At 62.7% G+C, this 18004-nt stretch carries 15 protein-coding genes; 4 read left to right on the forward strand and 11 right to left on the reverse strand.

The features are described 5' to 3' along the window. The first annotated feature begins 4 nt into the window (after positions 1–4). Positions 5–355 carry a RidA family protein gene (locus HPQ64_RS10805; protein ID WP_172888340.1) on the forward strand — a complete coding sequence of 117 codons (351 nt, stop codon included), beginning with the start codon at positions 5–7 and terminating at the stop codon, positions 353–355. 73 nt (positions 356–428) lie between these two features. Here the strand turns inward: HPQ64_RS10805 and HPQ64_RS10810 are convergent, their stop codons facing one another. Then, positions 429–2108 (reverse strand): methyl-accepting chemotaxis protein, encoded by a 1680-nt coding sequence (locus tag HPQ64_RS10810; protein WP_172888341.1) that lies wholly within the window; start codon positions 2106–2108, stop codon positions 429–431. Between the two features lie 37 nt (positions 2109–2145). After that, positions 2146–2751 carry a hypothetical protein gene (locus HPQ64_RS10815; protein WP_172888342.1) on the reverse strand — a complete coding sequence of 202 codons (606 nt, stop codon included), beginning with the start codon at positions 2749–2751 and terminating at the stop codon, positions 2146–2148. Positions 2752–2969: 218 nt separating this feature from the next. Here HPQ64_RS10815 and HPQ64_RS10820 point away from each other — a divergent pair, with 218 nt between their 5' ends. Continuing rightward, positions 2970–3527: a thioredoxin family protein gene (locus tag HPQ64_RS10820; protein ID WP_172888343.1), complete on the forward strand. Its 558-nt coding sequence runs from the start codon at positions 2970–2972 to the stop codon at positions 3525–3527. A gap of 18 nt (positions 3528–3545) precedes the next feature. Here the strand turns inward: HPQ64_RS10820 and HPQ64_RS10825 are convergent, their stop codons facing one another. The 9 genes from HPQ64_RS10825 to napE all read right to left on the reverse strand — a co-directional run bounded on the left by HPQ64_RS10825 (position 3546) and on the right by napE (position 15021). Beyond that, positions 3546–4421, reverse strand: a complete 876-nt coding sequence (locus HPQ64_RS10825) for a transglutaminase family protein (RefSeq protein WP_172888344.1) — start codon at positions 4419–4421, stop codon at positions 3546–3548. A 25-nt stretch (positions 4422–4446) separates the two neighbouring features. Then, positions 4447–6852: a circularly permuted type 2 ATP-grasp protein gene (locus HPQ64_RS10830; RefSeq protein ID WP_172888345.1), complete on the reverse strand. Its 2406-nt coding sequence runs from the start codon at positions 6850–6852 to the stop codon at positions 4447–4449. 4 nt (positions 6853–6856) lie between these two features. Further along, positions 6857–10186, reverse strand: coding sequence for a transglutaminase family protein (locus HPQ64_RS10835; protein ID WP_172888346.1), 3330 nt, complete (start codon positions 10184–10186; stop codon positions 6857–6859). A gap of 203 nt (positions 10187–10389) precedes the next feature. Then, on the reverse strand, positions 10390–11085 hold the full coding sequence (locus HPQ64_RS10840; protein WP_172888347.1) for a cytochrome c3 family protein: 696 nt from the start codon (positions 11083–11085) through the stop codon (positions 10390–10392). 8 nt (positions 11086–11093) lie between these two features. Beyond that, positions 11094–11573, reverse strand: a complete 480-nt coding sequence (locus tag HPQ64_RS10845) for a nitrate reductase cytochrome c-type subunit (protein WP_172888348.1) — start codon at positions 11571–11573, stop codon at positions 11094–11096. Continuing rightward, on the reverse strand, positions 11546–14041 hold the full coding sequence (napA, locus tag HPQ64_RS10850) for a periplasmic nitrate reductase subunit alpha (protein WP_172888349.1): 2496 nt from the start codon (positions 14039–14041) through the stop codon (positions 11546–11548). The genes HPQ64_RS10845 and napA overlap by 28 nt, the downstream gene beginning before the upstream one ends. Next, positions 14038–14328, reverse strand: coding sequence for a chaperone NapD (locus HPQ64_RS10855; protein WP_172888350.1), 291 nt, complete (start codon positions 14326–14328; stop codon positions 14038–14040). The genes napA and HPQ64_RS10855 overlap by 4 nt, the downstream gene beginning before the upstream one ends. Beyond that, complete coding sequence (gene napF / locus HPQ64_RS10860; protein ID WP_172888351.1) at positions 14328–14828, reverse strand: ferredoxin-type protein NapF; 501 nt, start codon at positions 14826–14828, stop codon at positions 14328–14330. The genes HPQ64_RS10855 and napF overlap by 1 nt, the downstream gene beginning before the upstream one ends. A 7-nt stretch (positions 14829–14835) precedes the next feature. Continuing rightward, complete coding sequence (gene napE / locus HPQ64_RS20400) at positions 14836–15021, reverse strand: periplasmic nitrate reductase, NapE protein (RefSeq protein WP_172888352.1); 186 nt, start codon at positions 15019–15021, stop codon at positions 14836–14838. A 396-nt stretch (positions 15022–15417) separates the two neighbouring features. On the opposite strand from napE, the gene HPQ64_RS10870 reads away from it, so the two are divergent. Together HPQ64_RS10870 and HPQ64_RS10875 are read left to right on the forward strand one after the other, a co-directional pair. Then, the gene (locus HPQ64_RS10870) at positions 15418–15636 is read left to right on the forward strand and encodes a hypothetical protein (RefSeq protein ID WP_172888353.1); all 219 of its coding nucleotides are present in this window, start codon (positions 15418–15420) and stop codon (positions 15634–15636) included. 147 nt (positions 15637–15783) lie between these two features. Beyond that, entirely contained in the window at positions 15784–17991 is a 2208-nt protein-coding gene (locus HPQ64_RS10875) for a 4Fe-4S binding protein (protein ID WP_343035970.1), read from the forward strand. Positions 17992–18004 lie beyond the last annotated feature (13 nt).

The raw sequence follows: 18004 nt of genomic DNA on the forward strand, positions 1-18004 counted from the left end.
AATCATGTCCGATATCAAACGTATCAAACCCGGTCCGCGCATGAGCCAGGCCGTCGTCCACGGCGGTCTCGTCTGGCTTGCCGGGCAGGTCGGCGCGCCCGGCGAAAGTGTCGAGGCGCAGACGAAGGCGATCCTCGCCGGTATTGAGGAACTGCTGGCCGAAGCCGGCTCCGACAAGTCGCGCATCCTGCAGGCGACGATCTGGCTTTCGTCGATGGATGATTTCGCCGAAATGAACGCCGTCTGGGACGCCTGGGTCGATCCGGCCAATCCACCGGCCCGCGCTTGCGGCGAATCCAAACTCGCCACGCCGGACTACAAGGTCGAGATCATCGTCGTCGCCGCGACGAAGTGATCGCTCGTCCATGAAACGCAAGAAGCCCGGCGCGGGGTGCGCCGGGCTTTTCTTTTTCGCGGTCCTTTTCGGGTCACGCCGCGCGAATGCGCTGCAGGAATTCCCGCATGGAGACGAGTAACTCGTCGGAGCGTTGATGCAGCCCCGAAACGGATGAACGCATCGCGTTCGAAAGGTCGCCCGTCCTGCTTGCGGTCTCGCTCACCAGCGTGATCGCCTGGGTCACCTCGACATTGCCTGACGCGGCCTGGCTGACGTTACGGGCGATCTCGTCGGTCGCCGCGTTCTGCTCTTCGGCGGCAGCCGCCATCGCGCTCGTGCGATCGGCGATGCTCCTCACCATTTCGCCCACGGCGTCGGACGTTTCGGTGGAAAGCGAGGTTGCCGTTTTCATTTCCTGGATCTGGCGGTCGATCTCCTCGGTCGCCTTGGAGGTTTGTTCGGCAAGCTGCTTCACTTCCGCCGCGACGACGGCGAAGCCCTTTCCCGCCTCTCCCGCGCGCGCGGCCTCGATCGTGGCGTTGAGGGCAAGCAGGTTTGTCTGTTCGGCGATATCGTTGATGAGCCTGGTGACGTCGCCAATCCGCCCGACGACGACCTGAAGGCTCTGGACGGCCTGGCTTGAGCGTTCCACTTCCTGCGTGGCCTGCCCGGCGGCTTCGGACGAGGCGTGCACCTGGGCGTTTATCTCGCGGATCGAGGCCGAAAGCTCTTCGGTCGCCCCCGCCACCGTCTGCACGTTGCCCGAAGCCTGTTCGGCGGCACCCGCCACGGTAACGGCCTGATCGGTCGTTTGCGCCGCGATCTGGGCAAGTTCTGCCGACATGTCGTTCAGGCTGCCGGTGGCGGTGACGATCTCGTTGGAGATTGCCATGACGCTCGCCTCGAATTCGGCGGCGAGTTTTTCCAGCTCCGCCTTGCGGTCTTCGGCAGCGCGCAATTCTTGAGCTCTGGTGCTTTCCTCCAGCTCGCGGTTGCGGATCAGGTTTTCGCGGAAAACGCCGAGGGCTGAACACATGTCGCCGATCTCGTCCTTGCGTCCGTCAGCCTTCGGTTCGACATCGGTTCGCCCTTCGGCGAGCGATTTCGTCACGCCGGCAAGGTTCGCCAGCGGACGCGAGACGATGATATAATTCATAAGTCCCATGAGCCCGGAAAAGACGACCATCAAAAGCGCGCTCACAAGCGCCGTCGTCTCCACGAAACCGAGGCTCGCGCGTTGTGCCGTGGCAAGGGAATGCTGCATCTGGGTTATTTCGGCACGCGCCGCCTTCAACTCGTCGATGGCGTCGTCGACCATCGCCGCGCCGACGCCGGTCGCCTCAATCATCTTGGCGAGATCGACGGTCTTGGGATCTCGCATCAAGAGGATCTGCCGGCCCGCCTGGTCGGAATGCCAGGATGACCAGGCGCCATGCGCGGCTGTCGCGTTCTGGCCTAGACCGACCTTGGCCAGCGCCGCCTCGATATCGGCGAAACCCGTCTCGATGCCGGCGGTGGCGTTCTCGAAGTCCCGGGCGATGCCGCGGTCGCCGGTCAGGAGAAAGTTTTTGAGCGCCGTTGCCTGCGCAAGCAGCCTGTTCTCGACGTCGCTCACCTTGAGGACAAGCTCTTGCATCGCGCTTGTCTTGTCGACGGCGCGCGAGGCGCTGACGGCGTTGGTATAGACCATGTAGCTGGCGAGCACGCCGATGAGCGCGACCATGGCGAAGGCGATGGCGCTCTTCATCGTGACGGAAAGTGACTTGAACATCTGGCGGTATCCGGACTGCGAAAATTGGGCCTTGAACTCAGCTTCCTACCGATTGGCGGCGCTGAAGTTCGGTGAGATTGACCTCGATGGTCGCGGCGCCTATCGGCGTTTTTCCGTCCTCGCCCTCGACCGTCATGTTGATTTGGGCGCGCCAGATCTTGAAGTCATCGTCCCACTCAGGCTCGTCGATGAAGACGGCGCCCGCTCCTTGCGGAAAGGTTTTCTGGAATTTGGCTTCGTCGCCCTGCCAGAAATCGGAGGTGATGGACGACTGGCCGACGTTCAGCCCCTTGTCGTCCATTACGAAGATTTCGACGAAGAGGCCGACGGAACGGCCCTGCATGCGTGAAAGATAAACCGATAGCGGGTTTGAAAGCGTCGCCGAAATCAGCGGCTTGTCGTCGGCTTCCCGTTCCGCGCGCCACATCTTGTCGAGTTCCTCGACCTTCGTCTGCGGAATATTGCCGTAGCGCTCGTTCTGCGTGGTGATGGAAAGGCGCACGATTTCCGTGTCGATCCAGGAGCGGATATCCTTCATCACCTGATCGTCGATGAGCGCCTTTGCGTCGGGTGCCGCCGGTTCGGCGCAAACGGCCGAAGTTGTCAGACACGCTCCGGCGAGCGCGGAAAGGAAGATGCGCATGCACAAGCCCCAGGTTTCGGTTTTTCAGTAACAACAAGGTGAGCCGTGGACGCTTAAGAACTCGTGAAAAACTTTTAACTTTAGTATTAGCGCTTTTTTAACCGCAAAAGTTGCAGCCGCGACCGCCTTCAACGACTTTGAGCCACGTGTCGCCCGCATGGCGCTCCTGCGCTATATGTCTGGTTTGAATCATGATTTTCGGATCGAGGAGCAGGACGATGGCTGCTATGACACCCATTTGCGATTTCGGATGGAAGGCGGTGGATGCACGCCTTCCCGCGACCGACGGGAAGGAATATTCGGTTTTCGAATGCGCCGGCCCGAACGGTCTCGTTATCGCCTTCATCTGCAATCACTGCCCTTATGTAAAAGCGGTGATCGACCGGATCGTGCGGGACGCGAACGACCTCAAGGAACATGGCATCGGCTTCGTCGCGGTCTGTTCCAACAATGCGACGACGCATCCGGCGGATTCCTTTGAAAACATGAAGCTCTTTGCCAGGAAGCACGGTTTCACCTTCCCCTATCTGCACGACGAGGATCAGTCGCTGGCCCGTAAGTACGATGCCGTGTGCACGCCCGACTTCTTCGGTTTCAACAGGTTCATGGAGCTTCAGTATCGCGGCCGCCTCGATGCGTCTCGCAAGGACATTGCGCCGGAAGACGCGAGGCGGGATCTGTATGATGCGATGGTCATGGTCGCCGAAACGGGCTCCGGCCCGCGCGAACAGATCCCGTCGATGGGCTGCTCGATAAAGTGGAAGGATGCGGCGTAGCCGTTTCGCGGCGCAGATTCAAAGCGGCGCGACATCGACGGACTGATTGGTGGTCTGCCCGCCGTAGGATCGTAGCACGCCTTTGACGGGTGCGACGTCGCCGTAGTCGCGCCCGCGCGCCACGACGATGTGGTCCTGGCCGACCCTGAGCGCATTCGTCGGGTCGTATTCCACCCAGCCGATTTCCACCCCGCACCATGCCCGCACCCAGGCGTGCATGGCGTCCGCCCCTTCCAGGCGCTCCGCCCCCTCCGGCGGGTACGTCCTCAGGAACCCGCTCACATAGCCTGCCGGAATGCCGATGCCCCTCAGGCAGGAGATCATGATGTGCGTGAAATCCTGGCACACGCCATGGCGGTTCGTGAATGCGTCGAGCGCGGTCGTATCCACGGTCGTCGCCTCCGCGTCGAAGGCGATATCCCTGTGCAAAGCCTGGCCGATCGCCTCCACGGCGGCCTGTACGCTCGTGTTCTTGTCGATGACGTCGAGTGCGTAATTCGTGAAAGCGCGATCAAGCGTGATGCGCGGCGAACCATCGAGAAAATGCGCAGGCTCATAGGGCGCAAGCGAGCGGATGCCGGCAAGTTCATGCGCCATCTGGCTCAGTGGAGGCGAGATATCCAGGCTGACCGGGGCTGCCGTGCGCTCGATCCTTGCATGCAGGTTGAACGCGATATTCCGGTGCGGCGTGCGGTAGGCGACGTCGGTAACTGCGTTTGCGAAGAAATCGACCCGGTCGAAGCGCTCTTCCGGCAGCGGGTCGAGGTCGAGACTACCTATAATCAGCCGCTGTTCACCGTGGATCGCAGCCGGCATCAGGCGCAGCGCGTGTCGTCCCGCATTCGCCGGGCTTTCGTACTCATAGGTGATCGAAAGAGTGATGTCGTAGAGCACTTGAGCCTCTGGAGCATTGCGGTTTTTAGCGCGTATAGGCCTCATTCAAACCGACGGATAATGAAGCGATTTCGTCGCTCAGCGCCTGAAGTGCGCCGGGTGTCAGGGTTTCCGGGGTCGATATGGCAAGTGACGTTTGAACCTGCAGCATTTGGCGTGAAAGCTTTGACAATTGGCCATGCACATGTGCGCCCGGCAGGACCGAAAGATGCTCCTGCATCTCGTTGAGCTGATAGAGGATCGAGCGGGGGTTCTTTGTGTCGAGCGCAAGAAGATCCAGGACGGCGGCTGAGCTTATCGCCACCGCGTAGCGCCGGTTCATGGACATGGCGCTGTCGCCGACCTCCAGCGCCAGTTCCAGCGCGCCTTCGGGGGCGGAAGGGTCGGTGAAAACGGCAAGCAGCCGGGCTGTTGCGTTGGCGCGTTCAAGCGACCGTCCGATGCCGAGGAACCGCCAGCCGGTAAACCGGTACATGTTTTCGTGCACAAGGCCGGAAAAACCGGTGATCTTGCGCAACAGCACCCCCATGGCCTGCGCGGCATCGTCCCCGGGGATTATGGTTTCCTGCATGCGTTCCGCGGTTTGGGCAAGGTCGTTCAGCGCCAGCCATCCGTCCACGGAAAAGCGGTCGCGTACCTTGCTTGCGCTGAATACAGCGGAATTCAGAATGGTGCGCAGGCCCCCCGGAATCGCCTCGGCCGGATCCACATTCGACGATTGGAGGAACCTCCCGATCGCCGAGACGAGCGGGGACGCCGGATCGTCGGTCTCCGATAGCCTGGCGTGATATGCGCGCAGTTGCCGGATTGCCCCTTCCGCGCGTTCCACGTAACGCCCGAGCCAGAACAGGTTGTCGGCCGCCCGCGAAGGCAGAATGCCCGGCTGGCTCCTGAGGTAAGGCGTACCGGGCTGTTGGAGCAGGGTTTCCGCGCTCGTCGGCTCTCCGCCGATCACCCAGACGTCGGCCGCCGTTCCGCCCGCCTGCATGGCAAGCGCGCTTGCGTCTTGCGATTTGCCGATGCGCGCGAAACCGCCGGACATAACCTCCCACCCGTCGGCGGTGCGCGCCAGAAACACCCGCAGGCTCATCGGGCGCGGCACCAGCGCTCCGTCGATATAGGCAGGTGTGGTCGAAAGGGTAACCGCTTCCTGGCCGACAAGCTCTTCACCGCGCGAATTCAGCCAATCGCCGAGCGTGCCTCCCTCGGGACATATGAAATCGCCCGCCCTCACATCTTCTCCCGACGCCGCGAACGGCAGGTCGGTGGAAAGCGCCCGGCTGATCAGCATGCGTCCCGCGTTTTGCGCCACATATTGGCGCACTCTTTCTTCCCCGCACCACCAGGTGGCGATATTGGGCAGGATCAGCGGTTCGCCCCTCAGGCCCTTGCAAATGAGCGGCAGGAACGCCAGAAGCGCGCGCGTTTCCAGGATGCCCGCGCCAAGCGCGTTGATCATGGTCACGGAGCCGCGCCGCACCGCCTCCACAAGGCCCGGCGTGCCGATGCGCGAGGTCTCGTTCAGCTCCAGCGGGTCGCTCCAGACCGCGTCAAGCCGGCGCCACAGCACGCTCGCGGGCTTGAGGCCGGCAACGGTGCGCACCATCAGCTTGCCGTTTTCCACCGTCAGGTCCTCGCCCTCAAGCAGCATGAAACCGAGGTAGCGCGCGATATAGGCATGCTCGAAATAGGTATCGTTCATCAGGCCGGGCGTGAGGATCGCGACCCGGCTTTCGGTTTCCCCCCGCAAGGCCATCAGTTGGTCGCGAAAACGGCGGAAGAAGCCGGCAAGCCTTTGAACGTTGGCGCGGGCGAAGAATTCGTTGAAGACGCGGCTTGTCGCAACCCGGTTTTCAAGGGCGAAGCCGGCGCCCGACGGCGCCTGCGTCCTGTCGCCCAGCACCCACCATGTGCCGTCCGGCCCCCGGCCGATCTCGAATGCCAGGAAATGCAGGAACTTGCCCGAGCGTGGCGTCACACCCACCAGAGGGCGCAGCCATTCGGGGCTTTTGCCGATCATGCAGGCGGGCAGGTAGCCTTCTGCCACCAGCCGGTTCGGCCCATAAAGGTCGGCGACGACGTCCTCCAGAAGCTCCGCGCGCTGGATCAGCCCCGCCGCGATCTGCCGCCATTCCTTCGCGTCGATGACGACGGGGATATGGCTGAGCGGCCATTCCCGCTCGCTCGTCCCCTTCTCCCCGTAATGGCGGAAGAAGACGCCGGCATCCCTCAGGTACTGGTCGCCGCGCGCGAAGCGCCGGGAAATATCGTCCGACGCCATCCTCGAAAGGTGGCCGAGAAAAGGCTGCCAGACGGGCCGCACCGCACCTTTTGCATCCAGAAGCTCGTCGGGCACGCCCGCAAGCGAATGATAGGCGCCAAGCAGGCTCGACGCGCTAGTCCTTTCCCCTGTTGCCTGGTCCAGCGTCATGCCCTCAGATTCCTGCCGGCCTCCTGAGGTCCAGCGTCAGCGGAAACTCCGGATGAGGATATTCCTCCGCCGGTTCGTAAGATCCCGGAGTATGCCCGTGCGGCTGGAACCGCGCCAGCCTGCGCGCTTCCGCTTCGTTTCCGTTCACCGGAAACGTGTCATAGCTTCGCCCGCCTGGGTGGGCGACATGGTAGACGCAGCCGCCGATCGCCCGTCCGCTCCACCGGTCGTAGATGTCAAGCGTCAGCGGCGCATCGACCGGGTGGACGGGGTGCAGCGCCTGCGCCGGTTGCCACGCCTTGTAGCGCACGCCGCCGACTGCCGTTCCGTTCGTCTCCGTCTTCTGCATGGGCACTTTGCGCCGGTTGCAGGTCACGATATAGCGGTCGGGGTCGGTCGTCGTCATCTTCACCTGCAGCCGCTCGGTAGAGCTGTCCGTATAACGCACGGTCCCGCCGATCGCGCCCGTTTCTCCCAGCACGTGCCAGGGCTCCAGCGCCTGGCGCAGTTCAAGCTCGACCCCTTCCACCTCGATCTCGCCGTAGAACGGGAAACGGAACTCCGATTGCGCGACGAACCATTCCGGCCGCATGGGAAAACCGTGGTCTTCCAGGTCGCGCAGCACCTCCAGAAAGTCGTTCCAGATATAGTGCGGCAGCATGAAGCGGTCATGAAGCGCCGTTCCCCAGCGCGTGAACCTCCCGCCGAGCGGATTTTGCCAGAGCCTTGCGATCAGCGCCCGGATGAGAAGCTGCTGGGCAAGGCTCATGCGCGGATCGGGCGGCATTTCGAAGCCGCGAAACTCCACCAGCCCCAGACGCCCGGTCGGTCCGTCGGGCGAATAGAGCTTGTCGATGCAGATTTCGGCGCGGTGCGTGTTGCCGGTGACGTCGACGAGCAGGTTCCTGAGCAGCCGGTCGACGAGCCAGGGGAAGGGGGCAGGCCCGTCCTGCGGGCGGTTGATTTGCGAAAGCGCGACCTCAAGCTCGTAAAGCCCGTCGTGGCGCGCTTCGTCGACGCGCGGTGACTGGCTGGTCGGGCCGATGAAGAGCCCGGAAAACAGGTAGGAAAGGCTCGGGTGCCTCTGCCAGTGCAGGATCAGGCTGCGCAAAAGGTCCGGGCGGCGCAGGAACGGGCTGTCGAGCGGCGTTTCCCCGCCAACGACGACATGGTTGCCGCCGCCCGTTCCCGTGTGCTTGCCGTCGATCATGAACTTGTCGGCGCCGAGCCGGCTTTGCCGCGCTTCCTCGTAGATCGCCTCGGTCGTCGCCACGCAGTCCTTCCAGCTTGCGGCGGGGTGGATGTTCACCTCGATCACGCCTGGGTCGGGCGCGACGCGGATGACGTTCATGCGCGGGTCGGGCGGGGGGGCGTATCCTTCGATATGGACGCGAAGCCCCTGTTTTTCCGCCGCCGCTTCGGCGGCCGCGACCAGTTCCAGGTAATCCTCGATCCGCTCTACGGGGGGCATGAACACGCAAAGCCGCCCGTCGCGCGGCTCCACGGCAAGGGCGGTGCGCACCGCGTCGTCGTCATCGGCGCTGGAGATTTCCTGTTCGCGCCGGTCCTGCGTCGCCTCGGCGGCGGTGAAATGCGCCACCGCCTGCTCGCGCTCCGCAGGCTTTCCGACAGGGAATTCCGGCAGCGGCCCACGCGGTTCGGAAGGGTCGGCGATATTGGTGTAGGGGTACTGCGAGGGTGGCACATGCGGCAGTGCCTCAAGCGGCAGCCGGTATCCGACGGGGCTGTCGCCCGGCACGAGAAACAGCGCATCGCGCCTGAGCTTCCACTTTTCGGAGCGCCAGCGTTTTCCCGCTGCCTTGGATTGCCAGCGCTGGATCGGCAGCACATAGCCGGAAGGCGTCGTGAGCCCCCGGTCGAACACCCTTGCGATCCTGTATCTTGCTTCGGCGTCTTCGAGTTCCGAATTCTCGGGCGTCACGTTTTCGGGAAGTTTGGCTTCCTTCAGCATCCATTCGGCAGGGTCCTCGTAAGCCGGGACAATATAGTCCGGCGTGACGGAAAGCTCCTCGGCCATTCCCTGAAGCAGCGCTTCCGCCTGTTTCGGCGTCGCCTTCGTGTCGTCGCCCTCCTCGGCGATCAGGTCGGGGTTGTTCCAGATCGGCCTTCCGTCGCGCCGCCAGTAGAGCGAGAACGTCCAGCGCGGAAGCGTTTCGCCGGGGTACCACTTGCCTTGCCCGTAATGCAGGAAGCCGCCGGGCGCGAAACGTTTTCTGAGGCGGCGGATCAGCTTGTCGGCCAACGCACGTTTCGTCGGCCCCACGGCATCGGTGTTCCATTCCTCCGCCTCGAAATCGTCGATCGAGACGAACGTCGGCTCCCCGCCCATGGTAAGCCGCACATCGTCGCGTTCCAGCACCTGGTCGACGTCTTCACCAAGCCGGTTCAGCGCTTCCCAGGATTCATCGGAAAACGGCATGGTGATACGCGGGTGCTCGGCCACCCTTGCAACCTTCATGTCGAAGGAAAAGTCCACCTCCGCGGCGCTCGCCATGCCGGCGATGGGGGCCGCATTTCGGTAGTGCGGCGTCGCGGCAAGCGGTATGTGGCTTTCGCCCGCCAGCAGTCCCGAGGTCGGATCAAGGCCGATCCAGCCGGCTCCGGGAATATAAATCTCCACCCAGGCATGCAGGTCGGTAAAGTCGTGGTCGGTGCCCGAAGGGCCGTCCAGCGCTTCCAGATCAGGCTTGAGCTGGATGAGGTAGCCGGAAACGAAACGCGCGGCAAAACCGAGGTTGCGCAGCGCCTGCACAAGCATCCAGCTTGAATCGCGGCACGAGCCGGTGGCCCGCTCCAGGGTTTCCTCCGGCGTCTGCACGCCGGGCTCCATGCGGATCACATAGCCCACTTCATTGGCGACGCGCGCGTTCAGCGCGACGATGAAGTCGACGGTGCGCGTCCTCTCCCTCGGTGTTGCGTCGAGAAAGGCCTGCAGCCTCGGGCCGACGGGCTCGCAGCGCCTGTAGATTTCAAGGTCGTCGCGAAGATCGGACGGATAGTCGAACGGCCATTCCTCCGCCGTTTCCTCCACGAAGAAATCGAACGGATTGTAGACGGACATATCCGCGACCAGATCGACCTCGATCTTGAATTCGCGCACGGGATCGGGAAAAACGAACCGCGCCAGCCAGTTGCCATAAGGGTCCTGCTGGTGGTTCACGAAGTGGCCTGAAGGCGAGACCTTCAGCGAATGGGAAAGCACCTGCGTGCGGCTGTGGGGGGCTGGCCTCAGGCGAATGATCTGCGGCCCGAGCGTCACCGGCCGGTCGTAGCGGTAGTGTGTCAGATGGTGGATGCTGGCGCGTATCGACATGGCCTGCCCGCTGCGTCGTTTTGTGAAGCGCAAGGTTTTCACAAAACATCACACCGCACCATGTCTTTTTGAAAATGCCTTTAGCTTTGATCCCTTTGAAGTGTGAGCGTTTTAAATTCGAAAAGGACATTCCCTCAGGCCGTATCCGCTCCACCAGGACGTTCGGCGGCGCTGCGAATACGGCCTTAAGCCGGTACTTGGCGTCACCGGTTGGCCAAGAACCTGGACAGCGTGTGGCGCATCAGCGGGTCGGCGGACGTCTGCTGGTCCTTGGGAGCCGCGCGAAGGTCCGTCGGCGCTTGCCAGCCGGGCTCGATGCCCGTCATGTCCGGCAGTTCATGGGCGATGCCCTTGTGGCAGTCGATGCAGGTGCGCTCGCCGCTGACGAGGTAACGTTCGTGGATTTCCGCCGCCCGCCGGCTTTGGCGGGTGAAATCCATGGCGATGGTGGAGTGGCAGTTGCGGCATTCCAGGGAATCGTTCGCCTTCAGCCGCGCCCATTCGTGCTTGGCAAGCTCCAGCCGGTGGTCGAGGAACTTCTGGCGCGTGTTGATCGTGCCGAAGATCTTGCCCCACACCTCCTTGGACGCCTGCATCTTCCGGGCGATCTTGTGCGTCCATTCATGCGGAACGTGGCAGTCCGGGCAGGTCGCGCGCACGCCGGAGCGGTTTGTGAAATGCACCGTGCGCGTCAGTTCCTGGTATACGTTTTCCCGCATTTCGTGGCATGAAATGCAGAATTTCTCGGTGTTTGTCACTTCTAGGGCGGTGTTGAAGCCGCCCCAGAAAATCACGCCAAAAATGAAGCCGCCGAGTGTCAGAAACCCTAAGCTGAAATAGGCCGAGGGCCGGCGGATCACTTCCCAGTATTCGCGGATGAGGGACCACAAACGCTTCATGCCCCGCCTCACTCAGCCGTCGTTGCGGACATGTCGGTGAACTCGTTTTCGACGAGCGGCCGGGCGTCCGTCTGCGGCACATGGCACTGGAGGCAGAAGTAGCGGCGCGGCGCGACATCGGCGAGCACCTGAAAGTCGCGGTCCATGAAGTGCGTAACGCTGATCATCGGCGCGCCGGAGGCTTCCACGAACTCCCTGCGGTGGCATTCCAGGCACCGGTTGGTATTCAGCGTCAGCTGATACCCTTCGATGGAATGTGGGATAACCGGCGGCTGTTCGGGGTAGTTGCGCGCCTTGCGTCTGTCGTCGGTTATCGGCCGCGCCAGCGGCGGGGCCGGCACGTTTTCCATGGCGGGGTCCGGGCCGGTCAGGCGCGGGGCTTCCTGCGAAAAGGCAAGGGCTGCGAAAAGCACGACGGTCCCGGCGGTCAAGCCGCCGATGCCGGCACGGGCGATGGCGGTCATGCCGGCTCGATCTTGACTGCGCATTTTTTGAAATCCGTCTGCTTGGAAATGGGGTCGGTGGCATCCAGTGTGACCTTGTTGATCAGCTGGCTGGCGTCGAACCACGGCACGAAGACCACGCCGCGCGGCATCCGGTTGCGCCCGCGTGTCTCGACGCGGGTGCGGATCGCGCCGCGCCGTGACTGGATGACGATTTCCGAACCCTGGTTGAGGCCGCGCTCGCGCGCGTCGTCGGCGTGCATGAAGCAGCGCGCGCCCGGAAACGCCTTGTAAAGCTCCGGCACCCGCATGGTCATGGAGCCCGAGTGCCAGTGCTCCAGCACGCGGCCCGTGACGAGCCACAGGTCGTATTCCTCATCCGGCGGCTCCGCGGGCGGCTCGTAGGGCAGGGCGATGATCACGGCGCGCCCGTCCGGCTTGCCGTAGAATTCCACGCCCGATCCCTCGCTCACGTAGGGGTCGTAGCCTTCGCGGAAGCGCCAGCGCGTTTCCTTGCCGTCGACCACGGGCCAGCGCAGACCGCGCACCTCGTGGTAGGTGTCGAAGGAGGCAAGGTCATGGGCGTGGCCGCGCCCGAATGCGGCGTATTCCTCGAAAAGGCCCTTCTGGACGTAATAGCCGAAGTGTCTGGATTCGACATTGTCATAGTCCGGGCTGGTCTCTTCGAGGGAATATTTGTTCACCTCGCCGTTTTCGAACAAAACCTCGTAGAGCGTCTTGCCCTTGTAGGCCGGGTTCTCGTCGAGGATTTCCCTCGGCCACATCTCGTCGGTCGTGAAGCGCTTGGAAAACTCCATGATCTGCCACACGTCGGAGCGCGCCTCGCCGGGTGCGTTCACAAGCTGGTGCCAGAAGTGGGTGCGCCGTTCCGCGTTGCCGTAGGCGCCTTCCTTTTCCACCCACATGGCGGTGGGCAGGATCAGGTCGGCGGCCATGGCCGTCACGGTCGGATAGGCGTCGGAAACGACGATGAAATTGTCCGGGTTGCGGTAGCCGGGGTAAGTTTCGCCCGATGAATTGGGCGCCGCCTGCAGGTTGTTGTTGACCTGCACCCAGTAGAAGTTGATCTGCCCGTCCTTGAGCATCCGGTCCTGAAGGACAGCGTGATAGCCGACCTTTTCGGAAAGCAAACCATGCGGCAGCTTCCAAAGCTCCTCGGCGTGCTTGCGGTGCTCGGGGTTGGTGACCACCATGTCGGCGGGCAGCCGGTGGGCGAAGGTGCCCACCTCGCGCGCCGTACCGCAGGCCGAAGGTTGGCCGGTAAGCGAAAACGGCGAATTGCCGGGCTCGGAGATTTTCCCCGTCAGGAGGTGGATGTTGTAGATGAGCTGGTTCGCCCACACGCCGCGCACGTGTTGGTTGGCGCCCATGGTCCAGAGCGACATCACCTTGGTGTCGGGGTCGGCGTAGATCTCGGCCAGCGCTTCGAGTTGGGAGGGTTCGACGCCGGAAATCTCCGCCGCCTTTTCCAGCGTGTATTCCGCGACATGCGCCTTGAAGGCCTCATAGTCGCTGTCTTCCATCACGCCGGGCTTGTCGGCGTTTTTCGCCGCCTTCTCGCGCGGGTCTTCCGGCCTCAGGCCGTAGCCGATGTCGGTCACGCCCTTCTTGAAGGTCGTGTGCTTGGAGACGAAATCCTCGTTCACACGGCCCGTCTGGATGATGTGGTTGGCGATGTAGTTCAGGATCGCCAGATCCGTGCCCGGCTTGAAGACGAGCGGAATATCGGCCAGATCGGAGCTTCGGTGCGTGAACGTCGAAAGCACGGCGACCTTGACGTGCGGATTGCTCAGCCGCCGGTCGGTCAGCCGCGTCCACAGGATCGGGTGCATCTCCGCCATGTTGGAGCCCCAGAGCACGAAGGCGTCCGCGGCTTCGAAATCGTCATAGCAGCCCATCGGCTCGTCGATGCCGAAGGTGCGCAGGAAAGCAACGGCGGCGGATGCCATGCAGTGGCGGGCGTTCGGGTCGAGGTTGTTTGATCTCAGCCCTGCGCGCATGAACTTGGAGGCCGCATAGCCTTCCCAGATCGTCCACTGGCCGGAGCCGAACATGCCGGCCCCGTTGGGGCCCTTGTCGGCGATCGCCGCCTTGCATTTTTCGGCCATCACGTCGAAGGCCTCGTCCCAGGAAACGGGCTCGAATTCGCCGTCCTTGGCGAATTTGCCGCCCTTCTTGCGCAGGAGCGGCTGCGTCAGCCGGTCCTCGCCATACATGATCTTGGAAAGGAAATAGCCCTTGATGCAGTTGAGGCCGCGGTTGACCTCGTGCTTCACATCGCCATGGGTCGCGACGACCTTGCCTTCCTTCACGCCCACCATCACGCCGCAACCTGTGCCGCAGAAGCGGCAGGGCGCTTTCGACCATTTGATCTTCAGCGTGTCGACGCCGCCGGGTATCGGCTGCGCGTTCGCCGGCAAGGTGATCCCTGCCGCCGCCGCGGCGATTGCCGCGGCCTGCGTTTTCAGTACGTCGCGCCGCGAGACGCTCATGGCTGTCCTCCCTCGGCCGTGGCGGTCGTATCCGCCGCCCCGGTATCGATGATTTCGTAGACGAGATTTGCCGAAAGGACGTGATCGAGAAGCGCGATCTGCGCGAGGCGGCCGCCGATCGCGTTTTCGCTCGGTCCTTCCAGCACGATGATGATTTTGGCTGGGGTGCGGTGGTGCACCTCCGTGTCCGCCATCGCTTCAAGCTTGCGGACCACGTCGTCGGCGTGCTCGGGGATGACGCTGACGACGGCGCTGGAAATGTGATGCTCTTGCGCTGGTTCGCCCATTACGCGGTCTCCGGCGTGTTCATGATAATCGCATGCGCCGGGCAGATCGCGGCGCATGCGCCGCATCCCGTGCAGCGCCCCGCCTCGATCTCCGGGACCGGCGCTCCGCCCAGCCGCGGGCGGAAGCGGATCGCGGTTTCGGGACAGGCATCGCCGCAGCTTTGGCAGTGCACGCCGGTTTTGGCGAAGCAGCTCTCTTCGATTGCCGCGACATGGGCGAACGCGCGCTCGTTCGCTTCGAGGAAAACGGGTTCCGGGCACGCGTCTGCGCAGGCACGACAGAAGGTGCATTCGTTTTCCGCAAAGGAAAGCATTGGCCGCCCATTCGAGCCGGGTGAAAGAATCGCTTCCGGACAGGCGTCGATGCAGGCTCCGCACCCCGTGCAGGCGCTCGCTATCGCTTCTTCGCGTGTCCAGGGCGGGCGCAGGGGCGGCGGTGCGGTCCTTGCGCGGCCGGTCAGGAAGTTTCTGCGGGAAAGGTCGGTTGCGGCCAAGGTCATACCCGAATCAAGCCGGCGGGCCCGGAGGGCCGAAGATGATCTGGAACATCCACACCAGGAAGCCGTAGCCGCCGACGACCGCGACCGCGACGAAGGGCCAGATGAGGACGGCAAGGATGATGAAGGCGATCAGTTCGCGGCGGCGGTTCGCCGGTGCCTGGACAGCGCCTTCTTCGGTCGTGCTGGAGGTCACGAATTCTCCTCCTTGAGTTGGCCGCCCTATCGGGAAGCAGTAATCGATTTTGAAATTCGCCCAGATACTTTCATCGAAAATAGGGGCGTTCAACCGATAATGGCACGGGTAGGTGTTACTGTGTACCCCGCTGGTATTTTTTACATTATCGGATTTTTAATTCTTCCGGATTTTGGCCAAGAGATTTCGGTAATTAACGTAACTGAACATGTGTAAGTTATAAAACATTCAAAGTTATGATATATTGAAATATTGAAAATAATACGGGCGATACAACGCCATAGTCAGCTTTGCGTTTTGATCTGGATCACGGCGAGCTTGGCTGCCTCTTGAAATAGTCCTCACACCAGTGCGCGGCGATGGCCGTGCTGCAATGATATTCGAGAGGGGCGGAAAATGTGCAAGGCGATGCTGGAAAACGGCGAGTTCGATCCGCATCTATGTCCCTTGCTGTCCGACCTTTCCCCGGAAGAGATTTCCGAGCGCATGAGCGACCCACGCATCGCCCGTTGCCGTGAGGCGGTCGAGGACCCGACACTTGATGATGCTTCCCGCGCGAGCATTTGCGCGGAGGAATTGCGCAGCGCCAAACGCAGGCGGTTCGCCTTTCTCTGACAATCGCCGTCCTGCCTTTTCTCAAGCCTCTTATTTATATGCATAATTTCGAATGTTTGCCATTTGACAATTGTCAAGGTGCCGGAGCGCGAAACGGGGAATTGATGCACCGAGCTTGAATTTTATCTACCCAAAAGGACAGGCCCGGTGCCCCGCATCCCGTTCAGATTAGTCCTCGGCATTGCCCTTCTGCTGCTCGCGCTCGCGCCATATCAGGTCGCGCACGCCGATGCGCTTGTGGGCAAATTCCTCGACAAGGCCCCGGCTGGCGAGATTGTGCCGGGCGCGGATGCCTACGGCGAGATCAAGGGCGACCTTCCGGTGGTGCCCGCGCTCAAGGGCGGCGAGACGGTTGGTTACGTCTTCCTGACTTCCGATTTCGTCTCGACGACGGGCTATTCGGGCAAGCCGATCCACACGCTTGTGGGCATCGACAAGGATGCGGTCCTGACCGGCGTGCGCCTCGTCAAGCATTCCGAGCCGATCGTCCTCATCGGCATTCCCGAGGCCAGGATCAGGGCGGTAACGGAGGGCTATGCCGGTCTCGACCTGAGGAAGGAAGCGGCGGCCGGCGGCGAGGCGCATGACCTCGATATCATCTCTGGCGCGACCGTCACCATCATCGTGATCGACGATTCCATCGTTCGCTCTGCTCTCAAGGTCGCGCGCGCTCTCGGTCTCGGCGGTCTTGAGCCGGAAGCCGGCGCCACCGGCCCGAAGATGGTCATAGACACGTCGCTGGAAGAAAAGCTCGACTGGCAGACCATGACGGGCGACGGCTCGGTGCGCCGGCTGTCGCTTGATGTCGGCCAGATCAATGCAGCCTTCGCCGATCAGGGCGATGCCCGCGCGATCAAGCGTCCGGAGAAGGGGCCGGAGACCGACACCTATATCGACCTTTACCTCGCTCTCGCCGACGTTCCCTCCATCGGCAAGTCGCTGCTTGGCGAGGCGGAATACGCCAATCTGATGAAGCGGCTGAAGGAGGGCGAGCACGCCATCTTCGTGGCGGGCAGGGGGCGTTATTCCTTCAAGGGGTCGGGCTATGTGCGCGGCGGCATCTTCGATCGTATCCAGCTCATCCAGGACGATATCTCCGTGCGCTTCCGCGACCGCCAGCACACGCGCGTGCTCAAGGTCGAGGCAGCCGGCGCGCCCGCCTTCACCGAGCTGGATCTTTTCATCATTCCCGCCAGTTCCGGCTTCGATCCGGCCGAGGAGTTCCGCCTTCAGCTTCTGGCCCACCGCGCGGTCGGCCCGGTCGACAAGACGTTCCTGACCTTCGATCTCGGCTACAAGTTGCCGGAGCGTTTCCTGAAGCCCGAAACTCCTGTTGCCGAGGCCGCGTCCGCCGAAGCCGCTGCTCCCGCCGGCGCGTCCCTTGCCGCCGATGACGGCACGCGCGCGCTCTGGCAGCGCATCTGGCGCGACCGAAAGGCTGATATCGCCGTTCTCGCCGTCGCGCTCGGTGTGCTCACCCTCGTCTTCTTTTTCCAGAAGCAGGTGACGAAGAACGAGCGTTTCACCTTCTGGTTCCGCATCGCCTTCCTCACCTTCACGCTCGTCTGGCTGGGGTGGATGGAAAACGCCCAGTTGTCCGTCGTCAACGTGCTCGCCTTCTTCTCGGCGGTGACGACGGAATTCTCCTGGGACGCGTTCCTGATGGATCCGCTCGTCTTCCTCCTGTGGTTCGCGGTTGCCGCTTCCCTCATCTTCTGGGGGCGGGGGGCTTACTGCGGCTGGCTTTGCCCCTTCGGCGCGCTTCAGGAACTGACGAACCGCATCGCCAAGGTCTGCCGGGTGCCCCAGTTCGAGGTGCCCTGGGGCCTGCACGAGCGCCTTTGGCCGATCAAATACATGATCTTCCTCGCGCTTTTCGGCCTGTCGCTCTACTCGCTCGATGTCGCCGAACACTACGCCGAGGTGGAGCCCTTCAAGACGGCGATCATCCTGAAGTTCCAGCGCGCCTGGCCGTTCGTCGCCTTCGTCGTGGTGCTGCTCCTGGCCGGTCTTTTCATTGAGAGGTTTTACTGCCGCTACCTTTGCCCGCTGGGTGCGGCACTCGCGATTCCCGCAAGGCTCAGGATGTTCGACTGGCTGAAGCGCTACAAGGAATGCGGCGACCCGTGCCAGCGCTGCGCCAAGGAGTGCATGGTCCAGGCCATCCACCCGGAAGGCAACATCAATCCCAACGAGTGCCTGAACTGCCTGCACTGCCAGGTGCTCTACCAGCATGACCAGAAATGCCCCGTCTGCATCAAGAAGCTCGCCAAGCGCAAGCGCTTCGAAAAGCAGATCGGCATCGCGAAACCGGATGCGCCTGCGCCGAACAAGGTGCGGGAACCGGCCGAATAACCTCCGACGTCAC

This window comes from Hongsoonwoonella zoysiae (assembly GCF_013266695.1).
In the GTDB taxonomy this organism is placed as follows: domain Bacteria; phylum Pseudomonadota; class Alphaproteobacteria; order Rhizobiales; family Stappiaceae; genus Hongsoonwoonella; species Hongsoonwoonella zoysiae.